Source organism: Nonomuraea sp. N2-4H (genome assembly GCF_045291505.1).
Classification (GTDB): Bacteria; Actinomycetota; Actinomycetes; order Streptosporangiales; family Streptosporangiaceae; genus Nonomuraea; species Nonomuraea fastidiosa.
Window position 1 is genome coordinate 3,027,985 of the sequence record NZ_CP147987.1, and the last position, 21,843, is coordinate 3,049,827.

Genomic DNA, 21,843 nt, shown 5'->3' on the forward strand with positions numbered 1-21,843 from the left:
AAGACCTCACCGCCCGCCCTCGGCAGGGGCTGTGCCTTTCTCATGAGACCTTGCCCGCCTGGCGCGAAATGACGCCAATGGGTCGCCTTATGGCAGCCCGGTCGGCTGCCGGGATGCGTCCCTCAGGTCAGAGTGCGCCCTTGTGGTGGTGCGGGGAAGCGGCGCGCCTATACTCGTAGGCGGCGATGGATCCCGCCGGAGCCCCCGCGAGCAGCACGTCGCGTGAGGGTTCGAACCGCCGGATGCGGCTGATGGCTTCCTGGCCGCACCTCAGCGCGTCCGGGAAGGGGAACGGATCCAATGGGCAGTTCGCTGTTCGTCGCCGCCGCGCTCGCGATGACCATCCTGATCGGCGGCATGATCTCGGTCGAGGCCGGGCTGCCGGTGTCCATCATCGATCGTCGCCGGGGTGGCGCTGGGCGACACGCGGCACCTGGCCACCCGGATCCGGGCCGGGCACCCCGCCCACGAGATCCTGGCCGCCGCCGAAGCCTGCCACGTCGGCCTGATCGTGCTCGGCCGCAGCGGTCACTCCCGGCTGTGGGGTCGCCTGATCGGCAGCACCACCGAACGCGTCAGCCGGCGCGCACACTGCTCGGTCCTCATCGTCGATGAAGGAAGACTCCACACGACCATGACCTCTGTGACACCAGGCCAGGACCATCCTGGCCCGCCGATGCCCACCGACGCCGGCTTCACCCTCGCCAGGGAGCAGGACGAGCAGCAGGCGCGGGACGTCTTCGCCGTCCGGCCGGCCCGCCACCGCGCCCGCACCGCCGTCATCCTGGCCGTGATCGGGCTGGGCGGCGGCCTCGGCAGCAGCGCCCGCTACCTGCTCGCCCAGGCGCTGCCCACCCCGGCGGGCGGCTTCCCGTGGGCCACCTTCGTCACCAACGTGGCCGGCTGCCTGCTGCTCGGCGCGCTGATGGTGTTCGTGCTGGAGGTCTGGCCAGCCGGCCGCTACGTGCGGCCCTTCCTCGGCGTCGGCGTGCTCGGCGGCTTCACCACCTTCTCCGCCTACACCAGCGAGATCGTCCACCTTGCCCAGGGCGGGCACTGGGCGCCGGCCGGCTCCTACGCCCTGGACAGCCTGGTCGCGGGCCTGGTCGCCGTCTGGTGCGGCATGGCCGCCGCCCGCCGCTTGACCCGCACCCGCCGTACCCGGCAGGCAGGAGGAACCGCATGAGACCGCACGGCAGCGCCGTCCGGCTGACCATCCTCATCGGCGAGGACGACCACTACGAGCACCGCCCGCTGTGCGGCGAGATCGTCCGCCGCGCCCACGCGGCCGGGCTGGCCGGCGCCAGCGTCTTCCGCGGCGTCGAGGGCTTCGGCGCCTCCTCCCTCATCCACACCAGCCGCATCCTGTCCCTGTCGGAGGACCTGCCCATCGCGATCGTCATCGTCGATGCCGCGGAGAAGATCGACGACTTCGTCACCCAGCTGGATGAGCTGGTCACCGAGGGGCTGGTCATCATGGACGAGGTCGAGGTCCACCGCTACGCCGGCCGCCCGGGACCGCGCGCCGGTGAGGGCCGGGAGCGGGCATGACGCTGCTGCTCGTCTTCGCCGGCGGCGTCCTCGGCGCCCCGATCCGGTACGTGCTGGATCGCTCCATCCAATCCCGCCACGACAGCGTCTTCCCCTTCGGCACCCTGGCCGTCAACCTGATCGGCTCGCTGCTGCTCGGCATCCTGCTCGCCACTGCCCCGCCCGGCCTGCTCGCCCTGGCCGGCACCGGCTTCTGCGGCGCGCTGACCACGTTCTCCACCTTCGGCTTCGAAACGCTGCGCCTGCTTGAAGAAGGCTCCCTGGCCCAAGCCGGGCTCAACGCCCTGGGCAGCCTGGCCGCCGGCATCGCCGCCGCGCTGGCCGGCTACCTGCTGGGCGGGCTGCTGTGAAACGGGGGCCTGGCTAGCACCGGCCGCGCCACCCCCGTCTCTCCCTCTGACAGCGGCGTGGCGGGCACCCGGCCCAGCGCCGCGGCGCACGGCCTGCCTGCCGCTGCCGCCTGGGGCGGCCGGGCCGGCGCGGCCGGCCGCCGCCCTCGTCGCCTGCGAGGCGTGGCCGTCGGTGGGTGAACCGGAGGCGCGGGCCGTGCGTACCCGTGTACACGCGGCCGGCGGGAGCCGCGGGTGGCCTCTCAGCGGCGGCAGGAGCGTAGATGGCGGTTTCCTTAAGGGTGGACGCGCGGCCGGGTGCGCGGCGCAGCGCGCGCTGGTACCCGGCGCTGGTCGCCGGCGCGTTCGTCGGAACGGGCGCGCTGGTGCTGGTGGCGGCGCTGCGGTTCGGCGGCGGAGCGGGCACCCCGCGGATCGCCGGGTTGCCGACGGCGGGCCCGGTCACCGAGTGGGGGCTGCCGCTGGCCCGGCTGGCGTACGAGCTGTGCGCGGCCGCCTGCGTGGGCACGTTGCTCGCGGCCTGCGTTCTGGCCCCGGCCGCCGCGCCGGAACGCGAGCGGTGCCTGCGCGCGGCCGGATGGTGGGCGCTGGGCTGGGCGTTCTGCTCGCTGCTCACCTACCTGCTGACGTTGTCCAGCTTCATCCCGATGCCGGTGGCGAACCTGCTGGCCGAGCCGGGGATGCTCGGGTTCGGGGCGGGGCTGCCGCAGACGCGGGCGTTGCTGCTGGTGGTGGCGATCACGTTCGTGGTGGCGACGGCGACGATGGCACCCCGCCTGCCGCGCTGGCTGCCCTTGGTGCTCGCGGTGGCGGGGCTGCTGCCTCCCGCGTACGTCGGCCACGCCGCCTCCGCCGGCGACCACGACCTCGCCGTGTCCGGGCTGATGGTGCACCTGGCGGCGATGGCGACGTGGGTCGGCGGGCTCGGCGCGGTGCTGGTGCACTTCCGCCGCTCGCGTGACCTGCCGGTGGTGCTGCGGCGCTTCAGCGCGGTCGCGCTGTGCTGCTTCGCCGCCGTCGCGTTCTCCGGCGCGGTCAGCGGCTGGGTGCGGCTCGGCACGCCGTCCGACCTGTGGCAGACCCCGTACGGGCTGCTCCTCCTCGCCAAGGTCGCCACGCTGGCGGTGCTCGGATGGTTCGGCTGGACCCATCGCCGCCGCACGGTCGGCGGCGTCGCCGATCGCGGGGTGCGCAGGACGTTCGTCCGGCTGGCGGCGGGCGAACTGGTCGTGATGGCGGTGGCGATGGGGCTGGCGGTCGGCCTCGCACGTACCCCGCCACCGGCGGGCGGCGACGCCGGGGGTCACGCCCATCCGGCGCTGGAGTACGCGCTCGCGCCCTTCTCCCCGGCCGCGCTGCTCACCGAGGTGCGGCTGGACCCGCTGCTCGTGCTGCTGCTCGCGCTGCCCGCCGCCGCGTACCTGATCTGGACGCGCCGGGTGCCCGGCTGGCCGCGCGCCCGCACCGCCGCCTGGTACGCCGGTCTTGCCCTGGCCGCGCTGGTGCTGATCGGCGGGGTGAGCGGGTACGCGCGGGCGATGGTGTCGGCGCAGGCGCTGCAACACGCCGTGCTGGCGCTGGCCGTGCCGCTGCTGCTGGCCGCCGGGGCGCCCATGACGCCGGCCGCGCGGGCGATGTCCCGGCCGCTCGGCGGGGTTTCGTCGAGCCCTCGCGTCCTCGCCCTGCTGGCCACCGCCTGGCCCGCTCTAGCGTTCTTGCTGTACGGCACGGACTGGCTGACCTGGTCGCTCACCGGCTACGCCGAGCATCTGGTCACCGAACTGCTGTTCCTCGGCGTGGGCCTGGCGACGGCCTGGGTGCTGGTGGGCGCGGACCGGCCCGCGGTGCCGCCCGCCTGGCGTCGCGGGCTCGCCGCGGTGGCGGGCCTGACGTACGTGGGAGTGGGGGCGTACCTGCTGCTCGGGTCGCCGGTCGCGGCGCGGTGGTTCGCGCTGGCCAGGCCGCACGACGCCCCCGACCTCATCACCGACCAGTACCTGGCCGGCGCGGTCTTCTTGATCGTGCCGCTGCTCGCGCTCGCACCGGTCGTCCGGCTCCTGGGCCCCAGCAGGTCGTCCGAGAGGGGGTGAGCGTTCAGCCCGCCGCGTGGGACCAGGCGTCGAACACGGTGTACGGCGCCGTGCCCAGCATCTGCTCCCATGCGGCAGGGCGTATCGGATCTCCTTTGTAAAGGCGTCGGCTCCGGCCACAGAACGTCGTCGGTCCGCTGCTCATAAGCGGCGAGAGCCTTGAATGTCGGGGCCGACCGGTCGGGGCAGTCCGGCAGCCGCGACACGGGCAACCTCGGCCCCGGCGCCGCCTCGATTTCCTTGCGGATGCGTTCGTAGTCGTCCTTCGCCATGGTGGATGCGGAGGAATCCCGGTATCCGCTGGGGACGAGCCCTGCGCGCGGGCGTCACGTCTCGTCGGTGGTCTCCCGGACGAAGTAGACGCCGTCGGTCACGGCGATGTGGGCGGGGTCGAGGGGGAAGTACGCGAAGTCGGACGAGACACGCGGGCTCAGGCCGGATACGGCGGCGGCGAGTTCGGCGCCGTCGAGGAGGCAGCGGTCCCAGGGGAGGGCGGCCATCAGGCCCTCCACGGTGCCGGGGGCGGGGGCGTCGCCGGAGACCGTGCCGAGTGCCGAGGCCAGGAAGGCGTAGCCGTCGCCGAGCCGGGTGCCGGCGATCGCGCCGGCACTCGACCAGCGCAGCACCTCGTCGCCGAACCGCATGTGGGCCTCGTTGCGCTGCAGGTGCAGGTTGTGGGAGAAGAGCAGGGCGGGGCCGTGCCGCTCGGCGATGGCGACGAGGTTGGCGGCCATCATCGCGTCGCGCAGGGCCGACAGGCGGCCCCAGCGGGCGGGCGAGTCGTCGGCCAGCCAGTAGTGGTAGCGGAGCAGGCCGGTGGCGGTGCGGGCGTACAGCTCGGCCTGCTCGCGCTCCTCGGCGCTGAGCTGCGGCGCCTGCATGTCGAGGCAGGCGGCCAGGTCGTCGGCGATGATCCGCAGCTCGACGGCCTCGGGGGAGCGGCCGATGGAGCGGGCGGGATTCATGGCCGACTCCTCGTCCTCCCAGCGCTCGTCGGCGCCGAGCAGCGAGTCGAGGGTCTCGCGGGTGCAGGGGAGGGGCTCGTGGAGGAGGTCGTACAGGCCGGTCAGCGCCTCGCGCGGGCTGCGCGCCCAGTATTCGAGCGGGCCGTCGAAGCCGAAGAAGCGCAGCTTCGCGTCGTGCTCCTCGTTGTAGGCGCGCATCCACTGGACCAGGTCGCGGTTGCCGGACATGGCGCCGAAGCCGTGGCTGAAGCCGTGCTCCATGACCTCGTCGAGGCTGCCCTTGCCGGTGGTGACGTAGTCGTCCACGATGCGCGCTTTGAGGCAGTCGATCTCAAGGGCGATCGCGCGGTAGCCCTCGTGCTCGACGAGGTGGGGGAAGAGCTCGTTGCGCAGCGCGCGCAGCTCCTTCACGCGGTGGGTGGCCTCGCCGAGGCCGAGCAGGCGGGGGCGGGAGGGCAGGGAGTCGAGGAACGCCGACAGGGCCGCGCCGTCGAGGGGGTGCGCTGTGTCCTTGATGTCCATGCCCTCAACGGTATCGTTGAATCTCCGGTGTGAACTTAGCTGACGAACAGGCCGGACTCTTCAGCCAAAGTCTCAATCGTGGAGTTCAGGTGGTCGGTTCGGCATCCGGGCGCGTCCGCTATCCGCAGCGGGTCATCGTGGTCGCCCGATCTCGAGACGGCCGCCGTCTCGAGGTGCGCGTGCCCGCGCGCGCCCGCAGTGGGCGCGCGTCTGGCCACCGGGGCGATGGGTGCCGCGATCGCGCACGGCGTCACGGGTGCCTTCACCGACGCCGTGCCCGGCGTGGTCAGGTGGGGAGGCGGTCGCGGTCGGGCCAGGCGACGTCGTCCACCGAGAGGAACGGCGTGGCCGCCACCGCCGCCGGGGTCATCCCGCTGAACGCCACCACGTCCCGGTGCAGGTGCGACTGGTCGGCGTAGCCGCTGTCGGCCGCCACCGAGGCGGCATCCTGCCCGGCGGCCAGCCGGTGCACGGCGTGGTCGAAGCGGATGAGCCTGGCCACCCGCTTGGGCGTGAGCCCGGCCTGCGCGCGGAACCGCGACCACAGCCGCTTGCGGCTCCAGCCGACCTCGTCGCCGAGCCGCTCCACGCGGATCCGCCCCCGGCGGGCCACCATCCGCCGCCAGCAGTGCGCCACCTCCGGGTCCACCGTCCTGCGGGCGTCCTCGCGCCGCCTGATCAGCGCTGACTCGGCGATCGCGAACCGCTCCTCCCACGTCGGGGCGGCGGTCAGGCGTTCCTGGAGACGTACGGCATCGCGTCCCCACAGGTCGTCGAGGGAGACCACAGCGCCGCCCAGCTCCGGCGACGCGCCCAGCAGCTCGTGGGCGAGCAGCGGCGTCAGGCGCAGCTGGAGGCAGGAGGTCTCCTTGGTGAGTCCCCGCCCCCGTACGCCGTTGGGGGCGAGGCCGGAGACGACGCGCCCGCTCTCTCGTGCGCCGAGATCGTCCTCGATGACGAACGACGGCTCGCCCAGCTCGATGAGGACCGTCACCGCGGGATGGGGCACCAGCGCGAGCTCGTGGTACTCGTTGGCGTGGTCGCTGAACCCCGCCATCGCCAGCCCCGGCAGGCGGACAGGTCGCGACGGGACCACGATGTCCCACCGCGGCCCGCGAACCGGTTCCGCCGAACGCACGCCGACATCGTACGTCCGGGCATCACGGCCGGAGCGGCCACCCGGACCTGCCCGATGGCCCGTCTTCGGCCTGGCTCCTGGGCGGGTCGGCGGCCGTTGCGACGTCCCTGGTCTCGCGCGCGATTCCCCGGACGTGATCTGCGCGTGCCAGGATGCTCGGCATGTCGCAACGCGCCCTGAGCTTCGGCATGATCGCCGCCGCCTACGAACGCTTCCGGCCCGGCTACCCGGACGAGCTTGCCGACCTGGTCATGGCGTACGCCGGCAGGCCGGTCACGACGGCGCTGGAGATCGGGGCGGGGACCGGCAAGGCCACGCGGCTCTTCGCCCGCCACGGCGTCGCCGTCACCGCGACCGACCCCGACCCTGCGATGCTCGCCGAGCTGCGCAAGCACGTACCGGCGAACGTCACCACCGTGCGGGCCGCGTTCGAGGACCTGCGGCCGGGCGAGACGTACCCGCTGGTGTACGCGGCGGCGGCGCTGCACTGGACGGACCCGAGCGAGCGCTGGTCGCGCATGGCCGCGCTGCTGGAGCCGGGCGGCGTGTTCGCCTCGGTCGGCGGGCCGCTGCGGCTGTGCGATCCGGCGCTGGAGGAGGCCGTGACCGAGGCGAGGAGGCCGTTCATCGCCGACGACACGATCCCGGCCCCCGACGGCACGCCGTCCGACGCGCCCATGCAGTGGCCGGGCAGCGAGCTTGAACGGTCGGAGTGGTTCCGCGACGTGCGGCAGGAGGTGATCCCGCGGCGTGTCGTGCTGAGCGCCCGTGACTACGCCGGTCACCTGTCCACGGTGTCGGCGTACCTGATGCTGCCGGACGAGCGGCGCGAGCAGGTGCTGGGCCGCATCCTCGAGGTGCTGCCCGAGACCGTGGAGCTGAGCGGCGACCTCACCGTCCACCTGGCCCGCCGTATCGGCTGACCAGGGGGAGACGCGCGGGTCGCGAGCACGCGGGGCGGGCGTCAGGCGCGCACGGGCGTCATGCGCGGATGCGGGCGGCGAGCAGGGCGACGTCGTCCTCGGCGCTCTCGCCCGCCATCGTCCGCACCACCGCGTCGCAGAATCGTTCGAGCGGCAGCGCGGCGGCCGCCTCTAGGGCTGTGCCGAGCCGGTCGATGCCCGCCTCGATGTCGGCCTCCCTGGTCTCGATCAGGCCGTCGGTGTAGAGGACGATCCTGCTGTTCGGCGGCAGGTCCACCTCGATCGAGTCGAACCCGCCGAACCCGAGGCCGATCGGCGTGCCGGTGGGCGGGCGCGGGAAGGAGACGCGGCCGTCGGGGTGCACGACGGCGGGCGGCGGATGCCCGGCCGAGGCCAGCCGGCAGCGTCCGGTGGCCGGGTTGTAGACGACGTACAGGCAGGTGGCGCCGGCCATGCCGAGGCGTGTCCCCGGCGGGTCGGAGTTCTCGTCGGCGAGCCGGATCAGCAGGTCGTCGAGGCGGCCGAGCAGCGCGCAGGGCGGCTGGTCCACGTATGCGAGCGTGCGCACCGCCATCCGCAGCCGCCCCATGGTGGCCGCCGCGTGGATGCCGTGGCCGGTCACGTCGCCGACCACCAGCGCGAGCCGGCCGTCCGGCAGCGGGATCGCGTCGTACCAGTCGCCGCCCACGTCGTGCACGTCGGACGGCAGGTAGCGGGAGGCCAGATCGACCGAGTCGATGCCGATCAGGCGCGGCGGCAGCATGTTGCGCTGCAACGCCAGGGCGGCGGTGCGCTCGCGGGTGTACTGGCGGGCGTTGTCCAGGCTCAGCGCGGCTCTGGCGCCGAGCCCTTCGGCGAGCCCGAGGTCGCTCGTGGTGAACGGCACCCGGTTGTCGGTCCGGACGAACACCGCGACACCGAGGATGTCGCCGCGCGCTTTGAGCGGCACGATGATCAGCGAGTGCATGCCGACGGCGTGGATGATCCTGGCCCGGTCGGGGTCCTGGTCGAGCCAGGTGCCCGGCGCGGTGTTCAGGAACGGCTCGAAGTGGGAGCGGCCCGATGCCAGCACGGCGGTGAACGGCGACGACGGCGGCACGAACACCGCCTCGCCCCGCTCCCACAGCGACTCCGGCAGCCCGTCGTGGATGGAGGCCACGCCCGCCCGGTAGAAGGCGGGCACGCGCATCTCGGTCGCCTCCAGCCGCTGCAGGGGCTCGACACCGGGCAGCACCGCCTCGGCCAGGTCCACGGTGACGTAGTCGGCCAGCGCCGGCACCGCCAGGTCGGCCAGCTCCTGCGCGGTGCGGCGGACGTCGAGCGTGCTGCCGACGCTGATGCTGGCCTCGTGCAGCAGGGTCAGCCGGTCGCGGGGGTGGCTGTGTCCGATGTCCAGCACCATCGAGCACAGGCCGACCGGGCGGCCGTGCTCGTCGTCGAGCCGGAAGAACGAGGTGGACAGCTTGTGCTCGTCGTGGCGGCCCGGCGACGTCCAGTGCGCCTCGCGGTCGATCTGCGGTACGCCGTCGGCGAGCACCTGCAGCATCGCCTCGCGGGCGGCGCGGGCGTCCAGGCCCGGCTCGGGGTCCGAGAGGCGGCGGCCGACCTGGTAGTAGGGGAACACGTGCTGCAACGCCTGCGCGGCCCTGTTGCGCCAGACGCAGCGCAGGTCGGTGTCCCAGATTGCGATCGCCATGGGGGTGCGGTTGAGCAGCGGCTCCAGGAAGGGGCGCATGGCGGGCAGCTCGGCGGCCGGGGCGCGGGGCTCGTCCGGCGGCGCGCCGTCGAGGCGGACGAAGACGCGCCCGCCCTCAGGGTTGCGGATCTCCAGCAGGCCTTCGCGCCTGTCCGCTTGCGGGGATGCGGGGAAGAGGAGTTGCGCCAGCTCGCGGCCGAGCGCCGTCTGGAGCGGGATGCCGAGCAGGTCCTCGGCGGTGCTGCTCCAGCCCGTCACGGCGCCTTCGATGTCGATCGTGACGACCGCCGGCTCCCTGCTGGGGCGGCTCGCGGGTGTGCCCATGAGGCATCCATATCCCGTCAAAGCTGTAAATATGCCACTTTACCTGCGCAAATGGATCCGCCGTCCGGAGCCGCGCCGTCCGGTGCCGCCCCGTCCCGCGTCGCCCTGTCCCGCGTCGCCCTGTCCCGCGTCGCCCCGTCCCCTGTGGCGCCGTCTCGCGTGTGGCCCCCCGGGGCGGGACGCGGTTCTGCGTGCGGCACGCGTGGGATCGGGGCGGGGCACGGTCCTGCGGGCCGGACGCGCCGGACGGGGCGCGGTGCTGGGGCACCGTGCGCGGCGGATGGTGGCGCGGTCCCGGGGGGTGCCGCGTGCGCCGGGTCTTCCCCGGCGCACGCGGCGGGTCATCGCCGGTCGGTCAGGTGAGTTCGATGTAGTCCAGCTCGGCGTACCCGGTGCCGCCGGAGAAGTACGGCGACCCCTTGGCCAGGCGGATCACGTTGTACCCGGCGCGCAAGGACACCGTGGTGCTGACCGTGGCGCCGAACTGGCCCCACGACGGCGTCGGCGGGTAGCTGACCGTGGTCCACGGCCCGCCGTTGTAGGCGAGCCCCTGCGTGGCGGTCGCCCCGGTGGCGTTGGCGTAGCCGATGGTCAGCGTGTACGTCCGTGCGCTCGGCACGTTCACCACGAAGTCCACGTAGCTGTCGGTACGCGGGGTGCCGGAGTTGTCGATCCGCCCCACGTACCCGCCGCCCGAGGCGCTGGAGGAGGTGAGCCGCTGGGCGCGGAAGACGGAGGCGTTCTCGGCCTCGTAGCGCTGCTGGTAGGCGGGAACGCCCGAGACCGGCTCGACGAGGAGCTGGTAGGCGCTGGTCGCGACCATGTCGGGCACGGACACGCTGAGCCGCCCGTCACTGACCTGCCGGGTGGTGGTGGAGACCACGGTGGGCGCGGAGACGGCGGTGAAGCGGCCGCTGGACGGCGTGGACAGCAGCGTGACGCGCACGCTTGAGCCGAGCGCGCCGATGCCGGTGAGGTTGACGGTGTTGGTGCCGGACTCGTTGCCGAAGACGACGTTGACGACTTTGCGCGTGGGGTCGTAGGCGGCGAAGCCGTCGAGGCCGGACGAGGTGGTGGTGGTCGTGACCATGTTCCCGGCCATGTCGCCGTACCACTTGTACAGCCACCACGTGCCGGTCGGCTGGGAGTTGCCGGTGACCAGGCCGTTCATGGTGCCGTACTCGTACCAGAAGGCCCGGTGCGCCGACTCGACGCCGCCGCGCTCCAGCTTGGCGACGTAGCTGGCGATCCTGCCGGGCACGTCCACCTCGGAGGGCGCGGCGTACTCGTTGATCGACAGGCGGCGCGGGCTGATGCCCAGGGACGCCTCCAGGTTGCGGTAGTCGGCGATGTCGGCGGCGATCCTGTCGGGGTTCTGCAGCTCGTGCCAGCAGATGATGTCGGGCAGCGTTCCGGTGTCGCGGGCGTGGGTGAGGAACGACTGCATCCAGGAGCGGCTGTAGGTGGCGGTGCTGGGGCCGACGATCGGGGTGAGCGGGTCGAGCGCGCGCACCGCCCGGTAGGTGCGCACCCAGCCCTCGTTGAACGGCCCCGCGGCGGAGGTGTTCCAGGTGTAGTCGGGCTCGTTCCACAGCTCCCAGGCCAGGACGTTGGTGACGGTGGTGGCCGCCAGCCGGGCCCTGACCATGGTGTCGACTTTGGCGAGCCAGTCGTTCCAGCTCACCCACCGGTAGGGGAAGTCGGGGTAGATGTCGGGCATCCGGATGTACTGCCCGGCTCCGACGCGGTCGGCCTGCGGGGCGATGAGCAGGGAGTCGCCGCCGGGCGGCTGGCCGTTGGGGCGCTGGCCGACGCCGGGCGCGGGCTGGGTGAGCGAGTTGACCCTGAGCGGCAGCAGGGTCGAGTCGGCGGGGCGGTTGTTCTCCGCCAGGCCGTAGAGCCCGCCGGTGGCGGCGTGGGTGACGGGCCGGAACGGCCGGGAGACGTCGACGGTGAGCGTCGCGCCGGCCGCCGCGGCGGGGGTTGCTCCGGTCACCACGGTGGCGGCCGTGGTGACCAAAGCTAAGGCGAGCGCGGTGAGCGTTCGGGCCATGGGGGTCAGGCTCCTTCCTGTATCGGGGGGTGCGAGGGGCGCAGGTCGGTGGCGAGGGGCAGGAAGATCCGCATGGCGGCCGGGCCGCGCCGCGCCCACCCGTGGTAGGGCCGCAGCGGCACGTCGAACCAGTCGCCGCCGTCGCCGTCCACGGGCCGGTCCCGGTACGACCAGGGGGCGTCGGGGAAGGCGCGGGCCCGGCCGCGGACGAGCGCGCCGCCCTCGACGGCGCGCGGCGCGGAGCCGGGATCGATGACGAGGGTGTCGAGCAGGCCGGGGTCCGGCAGGTCGTGCGACTCGACGCACAACACCTCGGGGCCGCGCTCGACCGCGACGCAGCCGCGTACGGCGTCGATGCGCGGATCCGGCCAGGTGAAGCGGGGCGTCACCGGCAGCTCCAGCACGATCTCCGCACCGGCGGCGAACGCCCGCCGCACCCGCACAAAGCCCGGCTCGACCGGCCGGGTGCGCCCGCCCTCGGTGAGCGTGGCCCCGGAGGCCCAGGCGGGCACGCGCAGGGAGAGCGTCCACGGCCGGTCCGAGCCGTCCACGACGCGGACGCGGACGGTGCCGCCGCCGGGGTAGGCGGTCTCGACGTCCACCGCCACCGGCGGCCCGCCGGGCAGCTCGGCGCGGATGCGGCAGGAGGCGTACTGCAGCAGCTGCAGGCCGTCGTCGTCGCTGGTGGCGAGGTAGCCGTGCAGGCCGGCCAGGGTGCGGGCGACGTTCGTCGGGCAGCAGGACACGTCGAACCACGCCGCCCGCTCGCCCGCCTCGGCGCGCGGGCTCACCTCGTCGGGGTCGGCGGGCCGCCCGGCGGCGCGCTGGTGCAGCGGGTTGGCGTAGAAGAACGCCCGCCCGTCGGCGCTGGGCGAGACCGCGACGACGTTGTAGAGCGTGCGCTCGATGAGGTCGGCGTAGCGGACCTCGCCGGTGGCCAGGTAGAGCCGCCAGGACACCATGATCGAGGCGACGCCGGCGCAGGTCTCGCAGTAGGCGCGGTCGGGCGGCAGCTCCCAGTCCTCGCCGAAGCCCTCGTCCTGGTGGCGCGAGCCCATGCCGCCGGTGATGTACGTGCGCCGCGCGACCGAGCGCTCCCACTGCCGCCGCACGGCATCCAGCAGCTCGCCGTCGCCGGTCTCGACCGCGACGTCCACCGCCGCGGCGGCCAGGTAGAGCGCCCGCACCGCGTGGCCGCGCCACACCTCGGCCTCGCGTACGGGGATGTCGTCCTGGAAGTACGCGCGGCCGAGCGGGATGTCCTTCAGCCTGCCGTGGCCGCGCCGCTCGATGAACAGCCTGGCCTGCTCGACGTAGCGCGGCTCGCCGAGCGCGCGGCCGAACTCGGCGAGGCCGACCTCGATCTCCGGATGCCCGCACACGCCGTCGATCCCGCCGGGCCCGAACGCGCGGCACACGTGGTCGGCGGCCCGCCGGGCGATGCGCACCAGGTCGTCCTCGCCCGCGGTGCGCAGCCGGGCCACGGCGGCCTGCAGCAGGTGGCCGGTGTTGTACAGCTCGTGCCCCATCTCCAGGTCGCTGTAGCGGGGCGGCCGTCCCGGATGGCCGAAGCAGGTGTTGAGGTAGCCGTCCGGGTCCTGGGCGCGGGCGATGCGGGCGGTCAGCCGCTTGATGGCCGCTTCCGCCTCCGGGGCGCCCGAGCGGGCGCTCTCCCAGGACAGCGCCTCCAGCAGCTTGTAGACCTCCGAGTCGGAGAACGACCAGCCGGGCCGGTCGGGCCCGGTGGTGCCGTCGGCGACCCGGTCGAAGTTGGCGAGCCAGCCGAGGCGCTCCATCCACGACTCGCAGTGGGCGAGGGTCGCCGTGGCGTTCACGGCCTGGCGTTCGCCCCAGAACCCGCCGGTGAGCGAGACCTGCGCGAGCCCGAGGGGGCGCACCCGGCCGTGGGAGGGCAGCACGGGGCTGGTCATACGGCGTGTACCTTTCTGTCAGTCCTTGACGGCGCCCGCGGTGACCCCGGCGGCGATGTACCGCTGCGCGAGGACGAGCAGGACCGCCGCGGGCAGCGACGCGATCACGGCGGTCGCCATGATCGAGTTCCATTGCGTGGTGTTGTTGCCGATGTAGCGGAAGATGCCGAGCGTGATCGGGATGACGTCGCTGCTGCGGTTGAGCGTGGAGGCGAAGATGAAGTCCGACCACGCCCACAGGAACGCGAACAGCGACACGGTGATCACGGAGTTGCGGCTGAGCGGCAGCACGATCGAGCGGAACGCCCGCCATGTGCTGGCCCCGTCGATCTGCGCCGCCGCCAGCACCTCGGCGGGAATGCCCGCCATGAACGCGCGGAACAGCAGCACTCCGAACGGCACGGCCAGCGTCGAGTCGGCCACGATCAGGCCCCAGACGGTGTTGAGCAGCCCCAGCCGCAGGTAGACGGCGTAGAAGCCCATGGCCATCACCACGGCGGGGATCATCTGCGCGGCCAGCAGCAGGAAGTCGAGCAGGCGGGTGCCGCGCGGCCGCAGCCTGGCGAGGGCGAACCCGGCCGGCAGCGACACCACCAGGGTCACGACGACCGTGCCGAGGCCGATTAACAGGCTCGTCGCCAGCGCGGGAAGCTGCTGGCCGAGCGCGTCGGCGTACCCCTCGAAGGTGGGGTTCCACGGGAACCAGTGCGGCGGGTCGGCGCGCAGGTCGCGGGTCTTGGTGAGCGAGACGTTGACCATCCAGTAGACGGGGAAGAGCATCACGCCCGCCAGCACGACGCCCAGCGCCGTCTTCCAGCCGCTCCTGGCGGTCTTCACATGGCGGGTCTTCATGCGGTCTCCTCCCTCTGCAGGCGCACGTGCGCGAGCCCGGCGACGAACGCGATGAGGATGAGCAGGTTGCCGACGGCCGCCGCGGGCGAGAAGTCGGGCTGGCCGGTGCCGAACGCCTCCCGGTACGACCAGATGGCCAGCGTCGTCGAGGCGTCGGCGGGGCCGCCCCGCGTCATGATCCAGATGATGTCGACGACCTTCAGCGTGTAGATCAGCCCGAGCAGCAGCGTGATCAGCGACACCGGCCGCAGCAGCGGGAACGTGATGCGGGTGAAGCGCTGCCACGGCCCGGCCCCGTCGAGCCCGGCGGCCTCGTACAGGTCGGAGGGGATGTTCTGCAGCCCCGCGTAGAGGATCACCAGGTTGAACGGCACGCCAAGCCAGATGTTGGCGATGGTGACCGCGAGCAGCGAGGTGCCCGGCGAGGTCAGCCAGTTGATCTGGCCGATGCCGAACGCCTGCAGCGCCGCGTTCACGATGCCGTTGTCGCTGTTGAGCAGCCACGACCAGGTGGAGGCCGAGACGATCAGCGGCAGCAGCCACGGCACCAGGAACAGCGCCCGCAGCACTCCCGACAGGCGGAAGTTGCGGTGGAAGAAGACCGCCAAAGCCAGGCCGATCGCGTACTGCGCGGCGATGGAGGCCAGCGTGAAGACGGCGGTGTTGCGCAGCGCCCGCAGGAAGGTGTCGTCGGACAGGATCGCGCGGTAGTTGTCCAGGCCGGTGAACTCCGCGTCGCCCTGGATGAACGCCCGCGGCGTGTAGTCGTGCAGGCTGAGGTCGATGTTGCGGTAGAGCGGATAGGCGTAGAAGACGAGCAGGTAGACGATGAGCGGGGCGAGGAAGGCGGCGGCCGTCCAGCGCCCCGTCCGCCGCCCGCGGGAGGCGGCGTGCGCCGCCCCGCGGACGGCGCCCGTCCGGGTGTGCGACTGCGAGATCATGAGCCGCTCAGCCGCCGGTCGCCTGCTTCGCCTGGGCCTGCGCCTGCTTGAGCGCGTCCGCGGGGCTGGCCGCGCCGCTCAGCGCCTTCTGCACGCCGGTCCACAGCGCCTCGGAGATCTTCGGGTAGTCGGTGCCGAGGTTGTCGCTGGTGCGGCCCTTGGCGGTGCGGACCGCGTCCACCCACGGCTTCAGGCTCGGCTCGGCGTCGAGGATCTGCTGCTGCCCTTCGGCGGTGGAGGGGATGTAGTACGCGAACGTCTTACCGGTCTCCACCAGCCCCTCGGGCGTGGTCATGCACTCGAGGATCTTCTTGGTGACCTCGTAGCGCGAGGTGTCCTTCTGCACCGGGACGGTGATGAACTCGCCGCCGGTGGGGGTGGGGGCGACGCCGCCGTTCTTGGCGGGGATCTGCACGACGCCGGTCGGGAACTCGGCCTTCCTGGCGCTGTCGATCTGCCAGGTGCCGTTCTCGGCGAAGGCGAACTCGCCGGTCAGGAACTCCTCCCAGGTGGTGTTCTGGGAGTTGCTGATGACCGAGTTGGGGGCGATTCCGCTCTTGACCCACGACGTCCACAGGTCCAGCGCCTCGACGGCCTGCGGCGAGTCCAGCGCGGTGAGCTGCGCGCCCGCGCCCCAGAACCACGGCAGGAACTGGAACGAGCCCTCCTCGGTGCCGATGGCGGCGAACGTGATCGGCTTCTTGCCGGCCGCCTTCACCTTCTTCAGCGCGGCGTCCAGCGTGGCCCAGTCCTTGATCGAGTCAGGGTCCACGCCGGCCTCGTCGAGGATCTTCTTGTTGTAGTAGAGGGCGAGCGTGTTGGCGCCGATCGGGATGCCGTACGTCTTGCCGTCCAGCTCGCCGGCCGCGATCAGGTTCTTGTCGAAACGCGAGGTGTCGAGGCCGAAGTCGGCCATGGTGGTGAGCATCCCGGCGTCCGCGAGCGTCGAGACGGCCGGGTTGTCGAGCAGGATGACGTCCGGCGCGTTGCCCTCCTGGCCCGCGAGCAGGGCCTGGTTGGTCAGCGCGGTCGTGTCGTAGGCGGTGCGCTCGATGGTCACGCCGGCCTTCTCGCCGCAGGCGTTCACCCGTCCGGCCCAGGCGGAGGACTTGTCGTGCTGCGGGTACGGGTCCCACCACGTGTACGCGCCGCCCGAGCCCGACCCCGTGGCCGAGCCGGAGCCGCCCTGCGGGGCGGACGCGCAGGCGGTGAGGGCGGACAGCGCCAGGACCGCGGTTCCGAAGACCGCCGCCCTGGCGGACACTGACGGACGGTTCATCGATTCCTCCAATGTTAACGCTCACATTGGGAGCGTGCCGGACTGATGGGGGGTGAGCGGGTGGTCAGGGGGAGTGGGGGCGCGGGGGAGCGGTGCTGCCCCGGTCGACCAGCTCGGGCGAGATGAAGCGCACCACGAACGGCTCCCGCCTGGCCTGCGCCGACTCCACGCGGCGCACGAGCTGGCGCACCGCCATGGCGCCGAGCCGGTCGGGCGCGCTCTCGATGGAGGAGTAGGGCAGCGAGAACGTCGCGGCGAACTCGGCGGAATAGCGCCCGATGACCGACAGGTCGCCGGGCACCCGCAGCCCACGCTCGTAGGTGACCGAGGGCAGCGCCGCCGCGGCCGCCTCGTTGTTGATCAGCAGGCCGGTCGCGGCCGGATATCTGTCGAGCAGGTCGTGCAGCAGGCGGCCCACGGCGGGCTGCCGCGACTCGCCGTAGACGGCGTGCAGGGTGACGCCGAGCGCCCGGGCGCGCTCCAGCGCGGCGTCGCGCAGGCGCCACACGTACGCGCCGCCCCGCTCCACCACGTGCTCCGGCTGCGAGATGAGGATCAGCTCGCGGTGGCCGAGCCGGTGCAGGTGATTCACCATCACCCGGCCGGCCTCCTCGAAGTCCAGGTCGAACACGTCGAGCCCCGAGCAGTCGCCGGGCAGACCGACCAGCGCGCCGGGCTGCGGCGCGGCGCGCAGGATGGGCAGCCGGGCGTCGTCCTGTGCGATGTTCATCAGCACGACGCCGTCGACCATGCGCGAGTCGGTGATGCGCCGCAGTGCGCGCACGCCGTCGGCCTCGGTGACCAGCAGCGTGTCGTAGCCCAGGTCGCGTGCGGTGTTGGTGACGCCCAGGATGTACTGCATCATCGCGGGCGCGAACTCGTCCTCGTGGAACTGGGCGAGCAGACCGAGGACCTTGGTCTGGGCGGTGGCGAGGGCGCGGGCACCCGCGTTCGGCGTGTACGCCAGCGCCTCGGCGGCGGCCAGCACGCGCCGGCGCACCTCCTCCGAGATGGGCCGCTTGCCCGACAGCGCGTACGACGCCGTGCTGCGGCTCACCCCGGCCTCCCGGGCCACGTCTCCGATCGTCGCCACTCTCACCTCCAGATTCGTCGAACCGGTTCGACGGTCGCGTTGCGGTGCTCCCTCGCATCGTCGCTCCGGGCTCGCCTTCTTCAGGGAATCGGGGCAGGGGAGACCGCGGTCGCGGCCTCCGGCGGTCACCGAAGGAGGCGAACCGGTTCGAACGATGTGGCTCGACTGTTGCTCCGCCGCACGGCGGCCGTCAAGGAGGAGCCAGGGCGGCGATACCGAATCGTGACATGCCGGAAATATGGGTCGGTGCGCCGGTGGGCTTCCGAGCTGGGGCGTTGACGGACGCGGCCGGGGCTGCGTAACGTACCCGTAACCCTGCGGTCGCGTTGCGCTGAAGCTCCCTCGGCTCTGTTAGCGCTCACATCCCCAGGGACGTACGCATGCCATTCCCGCGCCTGACCAGGGCGTTGTGCGCCGGGCTGCTCCCGGCCTCGCTCGCCCTGCCGTTAACCGCCACCCCCTCGAACGCCGCCGTCCCGGAGCCCGTGCTCGTCTACGAGTTCGACGCCGACGACGTCACCAGCGGCACCGTCACCGACTCCTCCGGCAACGGCCTGGACGGCGAGCTGGTCAACGCCGGCACCGCCGAGCTGGTGGACGGCGCGTCCGGCGGGCACGCGCTCAGCCTGCCCGGCGGCGCGCCCACCTCGGACGGCGCCTACGTCAAGCTGCCCCTGGAAGCGATCAAGGGCAGGACCGATCTCACCGTGTCCGCCCGCGTCAAGTGGGACGGCACCACCGCCCCCTGGCAGTGGATCTACGCGCTCGGCAAGGACAACGTCCGCTACCTGTTCAGCACCCCGTACAACGGTGACGGCCGGCTGCGCACGGCGGTCACCACCTCGGGCGGCGGCGGGGAGGCGCAGGTCACCGGCTACGCGCCGCTGCCCGCGAACGCCTGGAAGACGCTGACCGTCACCCTCGACACGGCCGCGAAGCGCGTCACCACCTACCTCGACGGCGCCGCCGTCGCCTCCGCGCCGACCACGATCACGGCCGGTCAGCTCGTGGACGACGCCACCACCTTCGCCGGGTTCATCGGCCGCTCGTTCTACCCGGACCCGCTGTTCGACGGCGCCGTGGACGACTTCCGCATCTACGGCGCGGCGCTCACCGCCGAGCAGGTCGCCGAGCTGGCGGGCCCCGCACCCGAGCCGGGCGAGCTGAGCAGGGACACCTTCGAGGTGCGCACGGTCGTCGGCACCGCGCCGGCCCTGCCGCCCGCGGTCCGCGCCGCCTTCTCCGACGGCTACGACCGCGACGTCCCCATCACCTGGGATCCCGTGGACCCCGGCGACTACGCCTCCACCGGCACGTTCACCGTCAACGGCACGGCGGCCGGGCGGCCCGTCACCGCCAAGGTCACCGTGGTCCGGGAGGGCCAGATGGTCATCGACCTGGCCAAGGACACCGGCCCCTTCCACGGCGGCGCGTCCGGCACGCTCTACGGCCTCTACGGCCCGGGGGTGCCGACCAACAACCTCATCGAGGGCATGAAGCTGCGCACGGTCTCCACCAAGGCGCAGGACGGCCCGCAGCACCCCGGCGCCGACGCGCTGGAGGTGGTCAAGCCGCTCGCCGACAGCACCGGCGGCGACGTGTACATCTACATGACCGACATCCACCGCGGCTTCCCCTACCAGTGGCCGGGCGACACCCCCGAGGAGAAGCTCGCCACGTACCGGGAGAAGATCGCAAAGCAGGTGGATCAGGTGCTGAAGCTGGAGCCGAAGTACCGCGAGCACATCGTGTTCGTGCCGTTCAACGAGCCCGAGGGCAACATGTTCGGCACCGGCGAGTGGAGCTACAACGGCGTGAGCTGGCTCAGCGACCCCACCGACTACTTCAGGGCGTGGGACGACTTCTACCGGCTCATCAAGGGCAAGCTGCCCTCGGCCCGCATCGCGGGACCCAACACCAGCGTGCTCTACTCCCAGGTCAAGGGCTTCCTGGAGCACACCGTCGAGGCGGGCACCGTGCCCGACGTCATGACCTGGCACGAGCTCAGCCACCCCGAGCAGGTGCGCGAGAGCGTCAAGCGCTACCGCGCGATGGAGGCCGAGGTCTTCGACGGCACTGAGCACGAAGGCAGGAAGCTGCCGATCAACATCAACGAATACGCGTTCAACTACCACACCTCGGTGCCCGGCCAGATGATCCAGTGGATCTCCGCCTTCGAGGAGTCGAAGGTGGATGCCGACATCGCGTACTGGAACATCGACGGCAACCTCAGCGACTCGGCCGTGCAGGCCAACCGCGGCAACGGCCAGTGGTGGCTGCTGCACGCCTACGGGCAGATGAGCGGGCACACCGTGGCCGTCACCCCGCCCTACCCCGGCCAGAACTACACGCTGCAGGGCGTGGCCACGCTGGACGAGGCCAGGCGGCAGGCCCGTGCGATCATCGGCGGCGCGAGCAGCGCCGGGCACATCCGTTTCGAGAACGTGCCGGGCGAGGTGTTCGGCGGCAAGGTCCACGCCTGGATCAGGGAGATCCCGTGGACCGGGCAGATCGGCGACTCGCCGCAGCCGCGCGTCGTCGCCGAGCGCGACCTGCCCGTCTCCGGCGGCGCCGTGGTGCTCGACTTCGGCGCCGGTGACCTGCCGAAGCTGACCGAGTCGTCGGCGTACGAGATCGTGCTCTCCCCGGCCGGGACCGGCACCGTGACCGCGCCCGCGCCGCACCTGTGGGAGGGCTCGTACGAGGCCGAGGACGCCGCCCACAGCGGCACCGGCTACAGCCGCAACGGCCCTGAGGGCTCCCCGTCGGACGTGTCGAAGTTCTACACCTCCGGCGGCTACGACGTCGGCGGGCTGCGCACCGGCTCCGACGTCGTTCTCGACTTCACTGTCGAGGTGCCCGAGACCGGGGACTACGACCTGAGCGTCTTCGCCAACTCGCTCAACACCTACGACGCGGTACGCGAGCAGGGCCCCACGAACGTCTTCGTCCGCGTGGACGGGGGAGCGGAGCAGGAGCTGTTCCTGCCGCTCGGCTACAAGTGGGTGGTCTGGGACCACGCCGACACCACGGTGCGGCTCACCGCCGGGCGGCACGTCATCTCGCTGGCCGCGCGCAGCCTCGACGGCGAGCGGGCCACCACGGGAGACGCCATCGTCGACCGGATCGTGCTGCGGCTGCCCAACCCGGCGGCGGGCACCGCGATCTACGAGGCCGAGCTGGCCGAGCTGAGCGGCGGGCGCACCGCGTACGACGTGAAGGGCGGCAAGGTGTCCGGCTCGGGCGGCGCGGTGCTGGCGCGCGGCGAGACGGCGACGTTCTGGGTGTACTCGGCGCGCGACGCCGCCTCCATCCTCGACCTCAAGCTGCTCTCCGGCACCGCGAAGGTGGCCGTCAACGGCATCGAGGTGCTCGGCGACGCCACGCGCGGCCACGCCGCCGCCACGGTGTCGCTGTCGGGCGGCGTCAACAAGGTCACCGTCACCGGGCGCTCGGGCAAGGCGGTCATCGACCGGCTCGACGTGCGGCCGGACGCGAAGGCGCTGCCCGGGACCGCCTACCAGGCCGAGTCGGCGCAGCGGGCCGGTACCGCCGAGGTCGCCTCGCTCAGCCAGGCCGACGGCGGGGCCGCCGTCACCGGCGTCGGCGGGCGTCCGGGCAACGCCAACACGCTCACCTTCACCGTGCGCGCCGACGCCGCCGGCACGTACGCGATGCGGGTGCGCTACTCCAACCCCGAGCAGTCGCCCGCCACCCACTACAACCCCGACCCGCTGGCCCGGCACGCCGACATCACCGTCAACGGCGGCGAAGCTCAGCGCGTGTCGTTCCCGCACACCTTCCACGAGAACAACTTCTGGGAGCTGACCGTCCCGGTGCGGCTGAAGAAGGGGACCAACACGATCGCGTTCGCCAGCGAGGAGCTGCCGAACTTCGACGGCGACAGCTACGCCTCCGACACCTGGCCGGGAATCCTGCTGCGCTCGCAGTACGCGCCGGTCATCGACAAGATCACCATCGCCCCTTACAGCCGCTGACAGCGGTTTCCAGAGGCCGGTCTGCGAGGGCCGCCCGCCATCCGCGCGGGCGGCCCTCCGCGCGTCCGGGGCCGGCTCGGCCCATGCGTCGTAGGCCGCCTGCCGCCCGGGGCGGGGCGCCTCGCGCGGCGCGGCGG

At 72.7% G+C, this 21,843-nt stretch carries 15 protein-coding genes; 6 read left to right on the forward strand and 9 right to left on the reverse strand.

The features are described from left to right. Positions 1 to 409 precede the first annotated feature (409 nt). From crcB (WBK31_RS13900) to WBK31_RS13915, 4 genes are all read left to right on the forward strand, one after another. Positions 410 to 1,186 (forward strand): fluoride efflux transporter CrcB, encoded by a 777-nt coding sequence (crcB, locus tag WBK31_RS13900; RefSeq protein ID WP_364050366.1) that lies wholly within the window; start codon positions 410 to 412, stop codon positions 1,184 to 1,186. Further along, entirely contained in the window at positions 1,183 to 1,551 is a 369-nt protein-coding gene (locus WBK31_RS13905; RefSeq protein ID WP_364050369.1) for a DUF190 domain-containing protein, read from the forward strand. Before crcB (WBK31_RS13900) ends, WBK31_RS13905 begins: the two co-directional genes overlap by 4 nt. Then, the gene (gene crcB, locus WBK31_RS13910; RefSeq protein WP_378789262.1) at positions 1,548 to 1,901 is read left to right on the forward strand and encodes a fluoride efflux transporter CrcB; all 354 of its coding nucleotides are present in this window, start codon (positions 1,548 to 1,550) and stop codon (positions 1,899 to 1,901) included. Before WBK31_RS13905 ends, crcB (WBK31_RS13910) begins: the two co-directional genes overlap by 4 nt. 263 nt (positions 1,902 to 2,164) lie before the next feature. Beyond that, the gene (locus tag WBK31_RS13915; protein WP_406674967.1) at positions 2,165 to 3,991 is read left to right on the forward strand and encodes a cytochrome c oxidase assembly protein; all 1,827 of its coding nucleotides are present in this window, start codon (positions 2,165 to 2,167) and stop codon (positions 3,989 to 3,991) included. 326 nt (positions 3,992 to 4,317) lie between these two features. Here the strand turns inward: WBK31_RS13915 and WBK31_RS13920 are convergent, their stop codons facing one another. Beyond that, positions 4,318 to 5,478, reverse strand: coding sequence for an erythromycin esterase family protein (locus tag WBK31_RS13920; RefSeq protein WP_406674968.1), 1,161 nt, complete (start codon positions 5,476 to 5,478; stop codon positions 4,318 to 4,320). Positions 5,479 to 5,764: 286 nt separating this feature from the next. After that, positions 5,765 to 6,616, reverse strand: coding sequence for a helix-turn-helix domain-containing protein (locus WBK31_RS13925; RefSeq protein WP_406674969.1), 852 nt, complete (start codon positions 6,614 to 6,616; stop codon positions 5,765 to 5,767). A 161-nt stretch (positions 6,617 to 6,777) separates the two neighbouring features. Here WBK31_RS13925 and WBK31_RS13930 point away from each other — a divergent pair, with 161 nt between their 5' ends. Further along, a complete protein-coding gene (locus tag WBK31_RS13930) occupies positions 6,778 to 7,539 on the forward strand; it encodes a class I SAM-dependent methyltransferase (protein WP_364050384.1) in 762 nt (253 codons plus the stop codon). Positions 7,540 to 7,597: 58 nt separating this feature from the next. On the opposite strand, the gene WBK31_RS13935 is transcribed toward WBK31_RS13930, so the two are convergent. The 7 genes from WBK31_RS13935 to WBK31_RS13965 all read right to left on the reverse strand — a co-directional run bounded on the left by WBK31_RS13935 (position 7,598) and on the right by WBK31_RS13965 (position 17,708). Continuing rightward, positions 7,598 to 9,559: a SpoIIE family protein phosphatase gene (locus WBK31_RS13935; protein WP_364050387.1), complete on the reverse strand. Its 1,962-nt coding sequence runs from the start codon at positions 9,557 to 9,559 to the stop codon at positions 7,598 to 7,600. A 355-nt stretch (positions 9,560 to 9,914) separates the two neighbouring features. Next, positions 9,915 to 11,612, reverse strand: coding sequence for a hypothetical protein (locus WBK31_RS13940; RefSeq protein ID WP_406674970.1), 1,698 nt, complete (start codon positions 11,610 to 11,612; stop codon positions 9,915 to 9,917). A gap of 5 nt (positions 11,613 to 11,617) precedes the next feature. Next, positions 11,618 to 13,543 (reverse strand): glycoside hydrolase family 127 protein, encoded by a 1,926-nt coding sequence (locus WBK31_RS13945; protein WP_406674971.1) that lies wholly within the window; start codon positions 13,541 to 13,543, stop codon positions 11,618 to 11,620. Positions 13,544 to 13,561: 18 nt separating this feature from the next. After that, positions 13,562 to 14,395, reverse strand: coding sequence for a carbohydrate ABC transporter permease (locus tag WBK31_RS13950; protein ID WP_406674972.1), 834 nt, complete (start codon positions 14,393 to 14,395; stop codon positions 13,562 to 13,564). Then, positions 14,392 to 15,336, reverse strand: a complete 945-nt coding sequence (locus WBK31_RS13955) for a sugar ABC transporter permease (protein WP_364050399.1) — start codon at positions 15,334 to 15,336, stop codon at positions 14,392 to 14,394. The genes WBK31_RS13950 and WBK31_RS13955 overlap by 4 nt, the downstream gene beginning before the upstream one ends. Before the next feature lie 7 nt (positions 15,337 to 15,343). Next, positions 15,344 to 16,615 carry an extracellular solute-binding protein gene (locus WBK31_RS13960; protein ID WP_364050402.1) on the reverse strand — a complete coding sequence of 424 codons (1,272 nt, stop codon included), beginning with the start codon at positions 16,613 to 16,615 and terminating at the stop codon, positions 15,344 to 15,346. Between the two features lie 64 nt (positions 16,616 to 16,679). Further along, complete coding sequence (locus WBK31_RS13965; RefSeq protein ID WP_378789252.1) at positions 16,680 to 17,708, reverse strand: LacI family DNA-binding transcriptional regulator; 1,029 nt, start codon at positions 17,706 to 17,708, stop codon at positions 16,680 to 16,682. A gap of 380 nt (positions 17,709 to 18,088) precedes the next feature. Between WBK31_RS13965 and WBK31_RS13970 the strand changes: the two genes are divergently transcribed. Then, positions 18,089 to 21,706, forward strand: a complete 3,618-nt coding sequence (locus WBK31_RS13970; RefSeq protein WP_406674973.1) for a LamG-like jellyroll fold domain-containing protein — start codon at positions 18,089 to 18,091, stop codon at positions 21,704 to 21,706. Positions 21,707 to 21,843: the final 137 nt, after the last annotated feature.

Excerpts from the sequence above, each read along its gene's own strand:
- WBK31_RS13905 (WP_364050369.1), top strand. The coding sequence starts at position 1,183 with ATGAGACCGCACGGCAGCGCCGTCCGGCTGACCATCCTCATCGGCGAG.
- crcB (WP_378789262.1), top strand. The coding sequence starts at position 1,548 with ATGACGCTGCTGCTCGTCTTCGCCGGCGGCGTCCTCGGCGCCCCGATC.
- WBK31_RS13915 (WP_406674967.1), top strand. The coding sequence starts at position 2,165 with ATGGCGGTTTCCTTAAGGGTGGACGCGCGGCCGGGTGCGCGGCGCAGC.
- WBK31_RS13920 (WP_406674968.1), bottom strand. The coding sequence starts at position 5,478 with ATGGACATCAAGGACACAGCGCACCCCCTCGACGGCGCGGCCCTGTCG.
- WBK31_RS13930 (WP_364050384.1), top strand. The coding sequence starts at position 6,778 with ATGTCGCAACGCGCCCTGAGCTTCGGCATGATCGCCGCCGCCTACGAA.
- WBK31_RS13935 (WP_364050387.1), bottom strand. The coding sequence starts at position 9,559 with ATGGGCACACCCGCGAGCCGCCCCAGCAGGGAGCCGGCGGTCGTCACG.
- WBK31_RS13940 (WP_406674970.1), bottom strand. The coding sequence starts at position 11,612 with ATGGCCCGAACGCTCACCGCGCTCGCCTTAGCTTTGGTCACCACGGCC.
- WBK31_RS13945 (WP_406674971.1), bottom strand. The coding sequence starts at position 13,543 with ATGACCAGCCCCGTGCTGCCCTCCCACGGCCGGGTGCGCCCCCTCGGG.
- WBK31_RS13950 (WP_406674972.1), bottom strand. The coding sequence starts at position 14,395 with ATGAAGACCCGCCATGTGAAGACCGCCAGGAGCGGCTGGAAGACGGCG.
- WBK31_RS13955 (WP_364050399.1), bottom strand. The coding sequence starts at position 15,336 with ATGATCTCGCAGTCGCACACCCGGACGGGCGCCGTCCGCGGGGCGGCG.
- WBK31_RS13960 (WP_364050402.1), bottom strand. The coding sequence starts at position 16,615 with ATGAACCGTCCGTCAGTGTCCGCCAGGGCGGCGGTCTTCGGAACCGCG.
- WBK31_RS13970 (WP_406674973.1), top strand. The coding sequence starts at position 18,089 with ATGCCATTCCCGCGCCTGACCAGGGCGTTGTGCGCCGGGCTGCTCCCG.